Source organism: Bosea sp. (in: a-proteobacteria), from assembly GCF_023953965.1.
In the GTDB taxonomy this organism is placed as follows: Bacteria; Pseudomonadota; Alphaproteobacteria; order Rhizobiales; family Beijerinckiaceae; genus Allobosea.
On the sequence record NZ_JAMLIX010000002.1, the window covers coordinates 433,217 to 447,070 of the forward strand.

General features: G+C 68.5%; 10 protein-coding genes. 8 read left to right on the forward strand and 2 right to left on the reverse strand.

All coding sequences use genetic code 11. From position 1 onward, the window contains the following. Window positions 1–54: 54 nt before the first annotated feature. From M9917_RS17155 to M9917_RS17175, 5 genes are read left to right on the forward strand one after another with little or no spacing between them, the layout of a single operon-like run. On the forward strand, window positions 55–999 hold the full coding sequence (locus M9917_RS17155) for an ABC transporter permease (RefSeq protein ID WP_297255706.1): 945 nt from the start codon (window positions 55–57) through the stop codon (window positions 997–999). Further along, window positions 996–1,868, forward strand: a complete 873-nt coding sequence (locus M9917_RS17160) for an ABC transporter permease (protein WP_297255708.1) — start codon at window positions 996–998, stop codon at window positions 1,866–1,868. Before M9917_RS17155 ends, M9917_RS17160 begins: the two co-directional genes overlap by 4 nt. Beyond that, a complete protein-coding gene (locus tag M9917_RS17165) occupies window positions 1,865–3,535 on the forward strand; it encodes an ABC transporter ATP-binding protein (protein ID WP_297255710.1) in 1,671 nt (556 codons plus the stop codon). The genes M9917_RS17160 and M9917_RS17165 overlap by 4 nt, the downstream gene beginning before the upstream one ends. After that, a complete protein-coding gene (locus M9917_RS17170; RefSeq protein ID WP_297255712.1) occupies window positions 3,532–4,395 on the forward strand; it encodes a carbon-nitrogen hydrolase family protein in 864 nt (287 codons plus the stop codon). The genes M9917_RS17165 and M9917_RS17170 overlap by 4 nt, the downstream gene beginning before the upstream one ends. A 17-nt stretch (window positions 4,396–4,412) precedes the next feature. Further along, window positions 4,413–4,958, forward strand: a complete 546-nt coding sequence (locus tag M9917_RS17175; RefSeq protein ID WP_297255714.1) for a carboxymuconolactone decarboxylase family protein — start codon at window positions 4,413–4,415, stop codon at window positions 4,956–4,958. Here M9917_RS17175 and M9917_RS17180 read toward each other — a convergent pair. Further along, a complete protein-coding gene (locus tag M9917_RS17180) occupies window positions 4,945–6,480 on the reverse strand; it encodes a malonate--CoA ligase (protein ID WP_297255716.1) in 1,536 nt (511 codons plus the stop codon). The genes M9917_RS17175 and M9917_RS17180 overlap by 14 nt on opposite strands. Before the next feature lie 114 nt (window positions 6,481–6,594). Then, complete coding sequence (putA, locus tag M9917_RS17185; protein WP_297255718.1) at window positions 6,595–10,284, reverse strand: trifunctional transcriptional regulator/proline dehydrogenase/L-glutamate gamma-semialdehyde dehydrogenase; 3,690 nt, start codon at window positions 10,282–10,284, stop codon at window positions 6,595–6,597. 147 nt (window positions 10,285–10,431) lie between these two features. On the opposite strand from putA, the gene M9917_RS17190 reads away from it, so the two are divergent. From M9917_RS17190 to istB, 3 genes are all read left to right on the forward strand, one after another. Further along, the gene (locus M9917_RS17190) at window positions 10,432–10,908 is read left to right on the forward strand and encodes an Lrp/AsnC family transcriptional regulator (RefSeq protein ID WP_297255719.1); all 477 of its coding nucleotides are present in this window, start codon (window positions 10,432–10,434) and stop codon (window positions 10,906–10,908) included. Window positions 10,909–11,397: 489 nt separating this feature from the next. Then, window positions 11,398–12,897 carry an IS21 family transposase gene (istA, locus tag M9917_RS17195; protein ID WP_297250232.1) on the forward strand — a complete coding sequence of 500 codons (1,500 nt, stop codon included), beginning with the start codon at window positions 11,398–11,400 and terminating at the stop codon, window positions 12,895–12,897. Next, a complete protein-coding gene (gene istB / locus M9917_RS17200; protein ID WP_465246306.1) occupies window positions 12,894–13,757 on the forward strand; it encodes an IS21-like element helper ATPase IstB in 864 nt (287 codons plus the stop codon). The genes istA and istB overlap by 4 nt, the downstream gene beginning before the upstream one ends. Window positions 13,758–13,854 lie beyond the last annotated feature (97 nt).

Sequence of the window (13,854 nt, forward strand, 5' to 3'; positions counted from 1 at the left end):
ACCCGGTTTCCGGCATCGCCCGCGCGGCGGATGCCCAGGCGCGTGGAGAGCTCCATGGCTTCCTATTTCCTGCGCAGGCTCGTGATGGCGATCCCCGTCATGTTCTTCGTGGCGCTGTTCGTCTTCCTGCTGCTGCGGCTGACGCCGGGCGATCCGGCCCAGGCGATCGCCGGCGACCAGGCGACGCCGGCGCAGCTTGCCGCCATCCGCGAGAATCTCGGGCTCGACAAGCCGATCGCCAGCCAGTTCATCGCCTGGATCGCCAGCATGGCGGAGGGCGATTTCGGTGCCTCGCTGATCTCGCAGCGCCCGGTGCTGGAGATGATCGGCCAGCGCGTCGGGCCGACGCTCGCGCTCGCGGTCATGGCGATGATCTTCACGGTGGTGATCTCGCTGCCGCTCGGCGTGCTCGCCGCCTGGCGCCATGGCGGGCTGATCGACCGCTTCGTTATGGCGCTCTCGGTCGTCGGCTTCTCGGTGCCGATCTTCGTGATCGGCTACGTGCTGATCGCCGTCTTCTCGGTCAACCTCAAATGGTTCCCGGTGCAGGGCTACAAGCCCTTTGCCGAGGGCTTCGGCCCGTTCCTCCACCGCATCGTGCTGCCGGGCTTGGCGCTTTCCTCCTTCTATATCGCGCTGGTCTCGCGGATGACGCGGGCCTCGATGCTGGAGGTGCTGCGCGAGGATTATGTCCGCACCGCCCGCGCCAAGGGACTGGGCGAGCGGATCGTGCTGTTCCGCCATGCGCTGCGCAATGCCGCGATTCCGATCCTCACGGTCGTCGGCACGGGCTTCGCCATGATGGTCTCCGGCGTCGTCGTCACCGAGACGGTGTTCAACATTCCCGGCCTCGGGCGCCTCGTGGTCGACGGCGTGCTCGCCCGCGACTATCCGCTGATCCAGGCGATCATCCTGCTGACGGCCGGCACCTATGTGCTGATCAACCTCCTGATCGACCTCTCCTATGCGCTGACCGACCCGAGGATCCGCTACCAATGAGCGCTCCGTCGAACCCCGCGCAGGGCGTGGCTGCGCGCCGCCGCCTCATGGAGAACCCGCCGCACTGGACGACGGTGCTCGCCGTCGTCGTCCTCGCCGCCGTGATCGTGATGGCGGTGTTCGCGCCGCAGCTCGCCAATTTCGAGCCGACCAGGCTCAATGCCGCGATGCGGCTGAAGCCGGCCTCCGGCACCTATTGGCTGGGCACGGATTCCTTCGGCCGCGACCTCTATTCGCGCGTGGTCTACGGCGCGCGGGTCTCGCTCCTGGTCGGCGCCGGCGTCGCGATCGGCGCCATCGTGATCGGGCTGCCGCTCGGCCTGCTCGCCGGCTGGTACCGCGCCTTCGACGGCGTGCTGATGCGGATGATGGACGGGTTGATGGCGATCCCCGGCATCCTGCTCGCCATCGCCATCGTCGCCTTGGTGCGCGGCGGGCTCGTCACCGTGATCTTCGCGATCATGATCCCGGCGATCCCGCAGGTGGTGCGTCTCGTCCGGGCGCGGGTCATCGCGGCGCGCGAGGAGACCTATGTCGACGCCGCCGTGCTGCTCGGCACGCCACCGACGACGCTGATCCGCAAGCACCTCTTGCCGACGACGATCGCGCCGCTGATCGTGCAGGGCACCTATATGTACGCCTCCGCCATCCTGACGGAAGCGGCGCTCTCCTTCCTCGGCGTCGGCATCGGCACGGAGATCCCGAGCTGGGGCAACATCATGGCCGAGGGGCGTCTCTATTTCGCGATCAACCCCTGGCTGGTGTTCTGGCCGGCGATCGTCCTGTCGCTGTGCATCCTGTCGATCAACCTGCTCGGCGACGCGCTGCGCGACCGGCTCGATCCGAAGATGCAGGGGAGGGCCCCGTGACCGCAACCGCCGCCACTGAACCCGTCCTCAGCGTCCGTGACCTCAGGGTCGCGACGCGCGGGCGCCGTCCCGCCGAGATCCTGAAGGGCATCGATTTCGACATCCATCCGGGCGAGACGCTCTGCCTCGTCGGCGAATCGGGCTCCGGCAAGTCGGTGACCTCGCTGGTCGCGATGGACCTGCTGCCGCGCGACGAGCTGCAGGCGACGGCCGGCGCCGTGCTGCTCAACGGCGAGGACATCCTCACCGCGACGCCCGCGCGCACCAGGGCGCTGCGCGGCGCCGAGATGGCGATGATCTTCCAGGAGCCGATGACGGCGCTGAACCCGGTGCTGACCATCGGGCTGCAGATGGACGAGGTCTATTGGGCGCATACGAGGATGCGGCCGAAGGAGCGCCGCGAGGCGGCGCTCGCCGCCTTCGCCGCGGTGCATCTGCCCGATCCGGCGCGGATCTACGACAGCTATCCCCATCAGCTCTCCGGCGGGCAGCGCCAGCGGGTGATGATCGCGATGGCGCTGGCGCTGAAGCCGAAGCTCCTGATCGCCGACGAGCCGACGACCGCGCTCGACGTCACCACCCAGAAGCAGATCCTGAGCCTGATCCGCGAGCTGCAGGACAAGCAGAACACCGCCGTCCTCTTCATCACCCACGACATGGGCGTGGTCGTCGACATCGCCGACCGGGTCTGCGTGATGCGCCGCGGCGAGATCGTCGAGACCGGCCCGGTCGAGCAGGTGCTGAGCCGGCCGCGCGAGGACTACACGCGCGAGCTCTTGCAGGCGGTGCCGTCGCTGACGCCGCGCGCCCCGCGCGCCGCGGCCGGGCCTGAGACCGTGCTGGAGATCCGCAACCTGGAGAAGACCTTCTCCTTGGGCTCGTTCATCGGCAAGCTTCTCGGGCGCGAAAGGCGCAATGTGCGCGCGGTGAACGATGTCAGCTTCGGGCTCGCACGGGGGCGCACGCTCGGCATCGTCGGCGAAAGCGGCTCGGGCAAGTCGACCGTGGCGCGCTGCCTGATGCGGCTGGAAGAGCCGACAGCGGGCGAGATCCGCGTCAACGGGCAGGATATCGCCAATCTGAAGGGCCAGCAGGCGCTGGCCCCGGCGCGGCGGCGCGTTCAGATGGTGTTCCAGGACCCCAATCGCTCGCTCAATCCGCGCCTGCGCATCGGCGAGAGCCTGATCGAGGGGCCGCTCAATCTCGGCGAGGATCGCGGCGCGGCGCTGAAGCGCGCGGGCGAGCTGATGGAGGTGGTCGGCCTGCCCGCGATCAGCCTTGAGCGCTTCCCGCACCAGTTCTCCGGCGGCCAGCGCCAGCGCATCGCCATCGCGCGCGCCCTGATGATGGAGCCGGAGGTGATCGTCGCTGACGAGGCGGTCTCCGCGCTCGACGTCTCGGTTCAGGCGCAGGTGCTCGATCTCCTGGCCGAGATCCAGGAGCGGCGGAACCTCGCCGTGCTGTTCATCACCCACGACCTGCGCGTCGCCGCGCAGATCTGCGACGAGGTGATGGTGATGCAGCGCGGCAGCGTCGTCGAGATGGGGCCGGCCGCCGAGGTTCTCGGCCGCCCGAGCCATGACTATACCCGGGCCCTGATCAACGCGGCGCCGGGACGGGACTGGGATTTCGCGGCCGGGCGCCGCATCGCCGGAGTGGGCGCATGATTGCCGCAAGCCTCGTCCAGCTCGACGTCGAGCCCCTGGCGCCGGCCGCGAATTTCCGGCGCATCCACGATATCGTCGCGGCGGAAGCGGGGCAGGGCGCGCAGCTCATCCTGTTTCCGGAATTGTCGAACACCGGCTATGTCGAGCCCCTGGTGCCGGGTGGGCCGGTGGTCGCCGACGTGCCGCATTTCGGCGCGGCGCTCTACGAGGCCTGCGCCGCGCCGGACGGTGAGGAGATCAGGGCGCTCGTCGCGCTCGCGGCCCGCCACCGCGTGCATCTCGTCATCGGGCTCGGCCTGCGCGATGCCTTGCGCGCCGGCGTGATGCGCAACGCCTCGCTCCTGATCGGGCCGGAGGGCGTGCTCGGCGACTACACCAAGGTCCATCAGTGGCAGAACGAGAAGCTGTTCTTCACCGGCGGCGACAGCATCGAGACCTGTCCGGTGTTCGGCACGCGGCTCGGCATGCAGATCTGCTACGATATCCGCTTTCCCGAGATCACCCGCATCCTCGCGCTGCAGGGTGCGAGCATCGTCACCTGCGTCTGGGCCTCCTTCGGGCCTGAGACCGCGCCGGTGGCGGATGAGGGCCTCTTCATCCACCGCGCCTATACGCGCGCGACCGAGAACGGCGTCTTCTTCCTGAGCTGCAACCGCAGCGGCAGCCGCGGCGGGCAGCGCTTCTTCGGCCGCTCCTGCGCGGTCGCGCCCGACGGCCGCGTGCTCGGCGCGCTCGATCATGACCGTGAGGACGTGCTGCGCGTCGGGATCGACCTCGCCGAGGTTGCGCGCTATCGCAGCTTCACCGGCATCTGGGCCGACCGGGCGCCGGCGCTCTATGCCAGGTACCTCACGCCCTGAACCGACGAGATCATCCGATGACGAACTCTCCCTGCCCGCCGATCAGCGATGCCGACTGGCCCGCGGCCATCGCCGAGATGAAGACCGGCTTCGCCGGCGCGCTCAACGTCTACCGCACGATGGCCCACCACCCCGCGCTGCTGAAGGCGTGGGCGCCGCTGCGCCAGCACATCGTCAAGGACAGTGCGCTCGGGCCCGTGCGCTCGGAGGTGGTGATCCTGCGCGCGGCCCACCGCATGGGCTCGCCCTATGAATGGGCCCATCATGTCAGCCGGGCCAGGGTCCTCGGCATGAGCGACCGGCGCATCGCCGCGCTGCGCGGCGAGCCCGAGGGCGAGGACGGGCTGATCGCGCGCGCGGTCGATGCGCTGTTCGACGACAGGCGCCTGTCGCCGGCGCTGGAAGCCGAGCTTGCGGCGGCGCTGGGGCGCGAGGCGGTGTTCGACCTGATCGCGACCGTCGGCTTCTATTCGGTGCTGGGCTATCTGCTGATGACCTATGACACGCCGATCGACGACGCCGTCGCAGCCGAAATGGCGGCGCGGCCGCTCACGCCGGCGTGACGTAGATATCCTTGTACTGGTCGCGCAGCAGGTTCTTCTGGACCTTGCCCATGGTGTTGCGCGGCAGCTCGTCGACGACGAAGACCTGCTTGGGCTGCTTGAACCTGGCCAGGCGCTGCTCCAGCGCCTTGGCGATGTCCTGAGCCGAGACATCGGCGCCGGGCTTGGCGACGACGATCGCCGTGACGCCCTCGCCGAAATCGGGATGCGGCAGGCCGATCACCGCGCTCTCGACCACGCCCGGCATCTCGTCGATCTCGGCCTCGACCTCCTTGGGATAGACGTTGTAGCCGCCGGTGATGATCAGGTCCTTGCCGCGCCCGACGATGTGGACATAGCCGGCGGCATCGACCTTGCCGAGATCGCCGGTGATGAAGAAGCCGTCGGGGCGGAACTCGGCGGCGGTCTTCTCGGGGTTGCGCCAATAGCCCTTGAAGACGTTGGCACCCTTGACCTCGATCATGCCGATCGCCTCGGCGCCGAGCGGCTCGCCCGTCTCCGGCTCGACGACGCGCAGCGCCACGCCCGGCAGCGGGAAGCCGACCGTGCCCGCCACCCTGTCCCCGTCATAGGGGTTGGAGGTGTTCATGTTGGTCTCGGTCATGCCGTAGCGCTCGAGGATGGCGTGGCCGGTCCGCTCGCGCCAGTCCCGGTGCGTCTCGGCCAGAAGCGGCGCCGAGCCGGAGATGAAGAGGCGCATATGCGCCGTCGCCTCCCTGCTCAGCCGCGCCTCCTGCAGGAGCCGGACATAGAAGGTCGGCACGCCCATCATGCTGGTCGCCTGCGGCAGATATTTGAAGACCTGCTCGGGATCGAATTTCGGCAGCAGGATCATCGCGCCGCCGGCGAGCAGGATCGTGTTGGTCGCGACGAAGAGGCCATGGGTGTGGAAGATCGGCAAAGCGTGCAGCAGCACGTCGGCCTGCGTGAAGCGCCAGTAATCGACCAGCGCCAGCGCGTTCGAGGCGAGGTTGTCGTGGCTCAGCATCGCGCCCTTGGAGCGCCCGGTCGTGCCGGAGGTGTAGAGGATGGCGGCGAGATCGTCTGGCCCGCGCGCGGCGTCGCTGAAGCGGGTCGAGGCGGAAAGCGCCTTGTCGGAGAGCGTGCCGGCTGAGAGCTGCGGCGAGCGCCAGACGCCGAGCGTCTCCAGCTTCGCGCCGGCCTTCTCCGCATAAGGGCGCAAGGCTTCGGCCTTCGCGGGGTCGCAGACGAAGACGGCGGGCTCGGCGTCGCCGAGGAAATAGTCGATCTCGGCCGGGGTATAGGCGCTGTTGAGCGGCAGGAAGATCGCGCCGGCCCTGACCGTGCCGAGATAGAGCATCAGCGCCTCGATGCTCTTCTCGACCTGGACCGCGACGCGGTCGCCCGGCTTCACGCCGAGCGACGCGAGCACATTGGCGAAGCGGGCCGAGACGTCGAGCACATCCTGGTAGCTGTAGCGGCGGCCGTCATCGATCAGCGCGAAGGGCGCCTCCGGGCCCGGCATGCGCGAGCGGATCAGGTCGAACAGGTGGTTGCCCATGATGGCGGGTCCCTTCAGGCGGTTGCTCCTCTGCTCGTAGCAGGGCGCGGCAGCGCGCGCACGCCGGAGAACGCCGCCACCCTATCGCAGCCACCGCAGCGCACGCGCTGCGCCTCAGCCGATGGTCATCAGGCTGGCATTGCCGCCGGCCGCGGTGGTGTTGATCGAGGTCGAGACCTCCTCCAGCAGCCAGTTCAGGCAATAGGCCTCCGGATCGCGCTCGAGCTCCGCGGAGCCCGCCGCCTGGACCAGCACGAGCGGGCCGGAAAGCTGCGCGATCCGCCGGTTCACCTCACCGATGCGCTCGCGGTCGCCCTCGACCAGCGCGCCGGAAAACGGGCCGTCGGCCTCCCAGTCCGAGGTCCAGCTCAGGCGGGCCGCGACAGTCGCCGGCAGGCCCGCGAGCGCGCTCTGCAAGCCGCAAGCGGCATCGACGACGAGCTCGTTGCCGGTTGCCAGCGCCGCCGTGACCTGGCGATGCAGGCCGGTTTGCGTCTGCGGTACGAGCAGGATGCGGCCGCGCGGATGCAGCGCATAGAGGTTGCGCTCGCCGACCGGGCCGGAAAGCTCGACATGCAGGCCGAGCGCCGAACGGCCGGCGCTCTCGCGGGCGGCCTCGGCCTCGGCCTTCAGCCCCTTGCCCGAGAGCCAGGCGGCGTAGTCGACGAGGCCCGGATCGGTATGGCTCGAGCCGTGCTGCGGCGGCACCGGCGCCTTGCCGACGAGGCGGCCGATGTAGAGCGGCCCGCCGGCCTTCGGCCCGGTGCCGGAGAGGCCGCGCCCGCCGAAGGGCTGCACGCCGACGACCGCGCCGATGATGTTGCGGTTGACGTAGAGATTGCCCGCCTTGATGCGCCTGGTGACATGGGCGATCGTCTCGTCGAGCCGCGTATGCAGGCCGAAGGTCAGGCCGTAGCCGGAGCCGTTGACCTCGTCGATCAGCCGGTCGAGATCCTCGCGCTGGTAGCGGATGACGTGGAGCACGGGGCCGAACACCTCGCGCTTCAGGTCGGTGAGGCTCTTCAGCTCGATGATGGTCGGCGGCACGAAGGTGCCCTTCGCCGCGCTGTCCGGCAGCGGCAGCGCATCGACCTTGCGGCCGAGCCCTCGCATCCGCGCGACATGCTCGTCGATCTCGCGCTGGGCGCCGTCGCTGATGACGGGGCCGATATCGACGCTGAGCTGGTCGGTGCGGCCGATCGAAAGCTCCTTCAGCGCCCCTTTCAGCATGGTGAGCGTGCGCTCGGCGATGTCCTGCTGCAGGCAGAGCACGCGCAGCGCCGAGCAGCGCTGGCCGGCGCTGTCGAAGGCCGAGGCGATGACGTCGCCGACGACCTGCTCGGCCAGCGCCGAGGAATCGACGATCATGCCGTTCTGCCCGCCGGTCTCGGCGATCAGCGGGATCGGCTTGCCCTGCGCCGAGAGGCGCTCGGCGAGCTGCGCCTGGATGCCGCGCGCGACCTCGGTCGAGCCGGTGAACATCACGCCGGCCGTCTCGGGCTGGCCGATCAGCGCGGCGGCGAAGCGCCCGCTGCCGGGCGTGAACTGCAGCGCGCCGCGCGGGACGCCGGCCTCGTGCAGGATCCTGACGCTCTCATGCGCGATGATCGGCGTGACGCCGGCGGGCTTGGCCATCACGGCGTTGCCGGCGACGAGCGCGGCCGCGACCTGGCCGGTGAAGATCGCCAGCGGGAAGTTCCACGGGCTGACGCAGACGATCGCTCCCAGCGGCGCATGCGCGGGCCCCAGCGTCTTGCGCGCCTGGTCGGCGTAGTAGCGCAGAAAGTCGATCGCCTCGCGCACCTCGCTCACCGCGTTGGCGGCGGATTTGCCGGCCTCGCGCATGGCGATGCCCATCAGCGTCTCGATGCGGCCTTGCATGATCCCGGCGGCGCGGTCGAGGCAGGCGGCGCGCTCGGCCGGGGCGACAGTGGCCCAGGCCCTGCCGCCTTCCGCCGCGAGGCGCGCGATCCGCGGCGCATCCTCGACCGAAAGCTCGGTCACCTGGCCGACGACATCGGCGTGATCGGCCGGGTTGAGGATCGGCCGCGTCTTGCCGGCGGTCGCATGGTCGGCGGTGAGCGGCGTCGCATGCCAGCTCTGCCCGACCGTCGCGGAAAGCCGGCCGGAGAGCGCGGCGAGCGCCTCTTCGTTGGAGAGGTCGATGCCCTTCGAATTGGCGCGGTCGGCGCCGTAGAGATTGCCCGGCAGGGTGATCTGGTCGTGCGGCATGCCGACGACCGGCATCGCCGCGACGACATCGGCAGGATCGGCGACGAGCGAGTCGATGGTGACGCTCGGATCGGCGATGCGGTTGACGAAGGAGGAGTTCGCGCCGTTCTCGAGCAGGCGCCGCACCAGATAGGCGAGCAGCGTCTCATGCGTGCCGACCGGCGCGTAGATGCGGCAGGGCCGGTCGAGCTTGTCCTGGCCTACGACCTCGTCATAGAGCGGCTCGCCCATGCCGTGCAGGCACTGGAACTCGTATTGGCCCGGGGTGAAGTCGCTGCCGGCGAGGTTGTGGATCGTCGCCAGCGTCTGGGCGTTGTGCGTGGCGAATTGCGGGAAGACAGCGTCTTGCGCCGCCAGAAGCTTGCGGGCGCAGGCGACATAGGCGACGTCGGTATGGACCTTGCGGGTATAGACCGGGAAACCGCTGAGCCCGTCGACCTGGGCGCGCTTGATCTCGGCGTCCCAATAGGCGCCCTTGACCAGCCGCACCATCATGCGCCGTCCCGAGCGGCGGGCGAGGTCGATGATCCAGTCGAGCACGAAGGGGCAGCGCTTGCCATAGGCCTGCACCACGAAGCCGAGCCCGCTCCAGCCCTTCAGCGCCTCGTCGAAGCTGAGGTCCTCGAGCAGGTCGAGCGAGAGCTCGAGCCGGTCGGCCTCCTCGGCGTCGATGTTGAGGCCGATGTCGTAGCCCTTGGCGAGCGCGGCGAGCGCCTTCACCTTCGGCAAGAGCTCGCTCATGACGCGCCCGGCCTGCGCGCGGCTGTAGCGCGGATGCAGCGCCGAGAGCTTGATCGAGATGCCGGGGCCTTCATGGACGCCGCGCCCGTCCGAGGCCTTGCCGATGGCGTGGATCGCGTTCTCGTAGTCGCGATAATAGCGCTCGGCATCGGCGGCTGTGGTCGCGGCCTCGCCCAGCATGTCGTAGGAATAGCGGAAGCCGCGCGCCTCCAGCGGCCGGGCGCGCTTCAGCGCCTCCTCGATCGTCTCGCCGGTGACGAACTGCTCGCCCATCATCCGCATCGCCATGTCGACGCCGCGCCGGATCACCGGCTCCCCGGCCCGCGCGATCAGGCGGGTGAGCGCCGCGGAGAGGCTGCGGTCGTTGACGGTTGAGGTGAGCTTGCCGGTGACGACGAGCCCCCAGGTCGCGGCATTGACGAAGAGCGACTTGCCGCCGCCGACATGCGACTTCCAGTCGCCATCGGCGATCTTGTCGCGGATCAGCGCATCGCGCGTCGCCACGTCCGGGATGCGCAGCAGCGCCTCGGCCAGGCACATCAGCGCGACGCCTTCCTGGCTGGAGAGCGAATATTCCTGGACCAGCCCCTCGACGCCGGTGCCCTTGTGCTTGGCGCGCAGCGCCTCGATCAGCTTGCGCGCGGTCGAGGCGATCTCCCGCCTGCTCGCCTGCGGCAGCGTCGCCGCTTCGAGCAGGGGCGGGAGGCATTCGGTCTCGGGGCGGCGATAGGCGGCGGTGATCGCCTGGCGCAGCGCGCTCTGCGGCCGGATCGGCGGCGCGAAGGCTGCAAACGGCGTCGGATCGGCGGCGGAAGCGGTGACCTGGCTCATGGCTGTTCCCGGCGGGTTCGGTCGAGACGGGCCGGGGCGGCGGCCCTCTCGCGTTCTTCACCTGAACTTATCACGGAGCGCGATTCCCTGGCGTTCTGATTTTTGCTATATTGCCATCCATTCGAACTTCAGATGAGGAGATTTCAGGTGAAGCGACCCAGGGAATTGCCAGTTGAAGGCGATCTGGACGTGTTCGACCGCAAGATCCTGGAGGTGCTGAGGCAAGACGGCCGGATTTCGATCGCCGAGCTCGGCGCCCGGATCGGCCTCTCGAAGACGCCTTGCCAGATCCGTTTCCGCAGGCTGGTCGACGACGGCTATATCGAAGGCTTCCGGGCGACGCTGAATCCGGCGAAGCTGAAGCTCGATCACATCGCTTTCGCCGAGGTGAAGCTGTCCGACACCACCGAAAGGGCGCTGACGAAATTCAACGAGGAGGTCAAGAAGATCCGCGAGGTAGAGGAGTGCCACATGATTGCCGGTCGCTTCGACTATCTCCTGAAGATCCGCACGCCGGACATCAGGCGTTACCGGGCCGTGCTGGGCGAAAAGATCTCGAACCTTCCCCACGTCGCCAGCACCTCGACCAATGTCGCGATGGAAACGGTCAAGGAAACCTGGTGATGCCGCGCCGGCCTCATGGGCCACCGCCGCGAACGTTTTCGAGGGCTTGGGGAAATGTGGCGGAGACGGAGGGATTCTCCACCGTTTTTCGCCTAAGCGCCTCTCGGTCAACACATTTCTCGCGCGGAAAGCGCAACTCGTATGACAGGCCCGTGTGCCAGAATGCAGTTTCATCGCATGGACGATCGGCCGTCAAGTCGGGCCGCACCCAATCGCAAGCGGAGGCTGGACGGCTTCGGCAGAACATCATGCGCGAGAGCAGCCGCTGCGTTTTCCAGCTAAAGTCTGGTCGCGATTCGCATGCGGGAGCCGAAATGCACGGTCCGGCCATATTGGTCAGAACATTGTCGAAGGCCGATCGGCGTGATCGGTTCGGCAACTGTGCAGGGCGGTGAGAAAACCATCCAGTGAAGCGCCTGCGTTTGTGCGGGCGCGGGCGGCGTAAAAGTCGTCCACTGGATAGGCTGATCCCTTTCGGGGTCGGCGGGGATGTTCGCTGTGGAGGTCTACGCGGCGGTTCGCGATTTCGTTTTCAATCAGAAGCAGAGCCGACGGGAAGCGGCTCGCGTGTTCGGGCTGAGCCGCGAAACGATCGCCAAGATGTGCCGGTTCTCGATCCCTCCGGGCTACACGCGCACGAAGCCGGTCGAGAAGCCGAAGCTCGGTCCGCTGCTGCCGGTGATTGAGGCGATCCTGGACGGAGACCGGGCGTCTCCGGTGAAGCAGCGCCATACGGCGAAGCGGATCTTCGAGCGGCTGCGGGACGAGCACGGCTTTGCCGGCGGCTACACGGTGGTGAAGGACCATGTGCGGCTCTGCCGGGCGCGGGGCCGCGAGACCTTCGTTCCGCTGGCCCATCCGCCCGGTCACGCCCAGGTGGATTTTGGCGAGGCGCTGGCGGTGATCGGCGGCGTGCGGCAGAAGATCCACTTCTTCTGCCTGGACCTGCCACAGTCGGATGCCTGCTTCGTGAAGGCGTATCCGCGCGAGACGACGGAAGCGTTCCTGGACGGTCACGTCTCGGCTTTTGGCTTCTTCGGCGGTGTGCCGCTGTCGATCCTCTATGACAACACCCGCATTGCGGTGGCGAAGATCTGCGGCGATGGCCGGCGCGAGCGGACGCGGGCCTTCACGGAGCTGGTGAGCCACTATCTGTTCCGGGATCGGTTCGGGCGCCCGGGCAAGGGCAATGACAAGGGCAAGGTCGAGGGGCTGGTGAAGTATGCCCGCTCGAACTTCATGACGCCGATCCCTTTGGCGGCGAGCTTCGCCGAACTGAACGCGATGTTGGCCGAGCGCTGCCGCCGGCGACAGGACGAGCGGGCCGGCCGGCATGCCCAGACGATCGGAGAGCGGCTTGTTGCCGATCTCGGGGTCTTGCGCCCTTTGCCGGCAGTGCCGCTGGAGCCGTGCGAGAAGCGTGGTGCGCGGGTCTCGTCGACGGCGCTGGTCCGATATCGGTCGAACGACTACTCGGTCCCGACGGCCTATGGCTTCCAGGACGTGGTGGTGAAGGGCTTCGTCGAGGAGGTCGTGATCCTGTGCCGGGGCGAGGAGATTGCCCGCCATCCCCGCAATTACGGGACGGGCGTGTTCGTCTCCGATCCGCTGCACTATCTGGCGCTAATCGAGGAGAAGCCGAACGCCCTCGACCAGGCCGCGGCCTTGCAGGGCTGGGACCTGCCCGAGGCCTTCCAGCACCTGCGCCATCTCCTGGAAGCGCGCATGGGCAATCGCGGCAAGCGCGAGTTCATCCAGGTGCTGCGGCTGCTGGAGGCCTTGCCGCGCGAGGTCGTGAGCTTCGCCGTCGGCGAGGCGATCCGGCTGGGCGCGATCGGCTTCGATGCGGTGAAGCTGATCGCGCTGGCGCGGCTGGAACGGCGCCCGGCCCGTCTGGATCTGGCGGCCTATCCGTATCTGCCGAGGACTACGGTGAAGACGACCTCGGCGGCCGATTACGCCGTGCTCCTGCCGGGAGCCGCGGCATGACGGGCTCGGGGAAAGAGACGATGCCGGCGGGCACGACCGCTGGAACGCCGCAGGTCCTGCTGGCGCACCACCTCAAGCAACTGAAGCTGCCAACCGTCCTGCGCGAGTACGACAAGGTGGCACGGGAATGCTCCCGCGACGGCGTCGATCATCCCCGCTACCTGCTACGGTTGGTCGAGCTCGAACTGATCGACCGGGAGCGGCGCACGGTCGAGCGGCGGATCCGGGCGGCGCGCTTCCCAGCGGTGAAGAGCTTCGACACCTTCGACTTCACGGCGATCCCGAGCCTGAACAAGATGCTCGTGCTGGAGCTGGCGCGCTGCGGCTACATCCTGCGCCGGGAGAACATCATCGCGCTCGGCAACAGCGGCACCGGCAAGACCCATGTCGCCCTCGCGCTCGGGCTGGCCGCTTGCCAGAAGGGCTTCTCCGTCGCCTTCACGACGGCGGCTTCGCTGGTCAACCAGCTCCTCGAAGCCCGCGACGAGAAGCGCCTGCTCAGGCTCCAGCGCGAGTTGCAGGCGGTCAAGCTGCTGATCGTCGACGAGCTCGGCTATGTGCCGCTGTCGCCGACCGGCGCCGAGCTCCTGTTCGAGATCTTCTCGCAACGCTACGAGCGCGGCTCAACCATCGTCACCTCGAACCTGCCCTTCGAGGACTGGACGTCCGTCCTGGGATCGGAGCGCCTCACCGGCGCGCTGCTCGATCGCCTGACCCACCACGTCAGCATCCTCGCCATGAACGGCGACAGCTACCGCCTCAAACAATCGGCCGGCCGCCGGCGCGCCTCCGCCGCGGCGGGGCAAAAACAGACCACCGCCAACGAAGCCGATCCAGAAACCGGCGAGATCATCCCCTGATCAATCCCGACAGCGCGATATGGCAGGGGCCCCGATCGGGGCCCCTGCCATATCCGCCACCCTCAACGCCAGTGGCCTGCTTTTACTCCGCCACGCT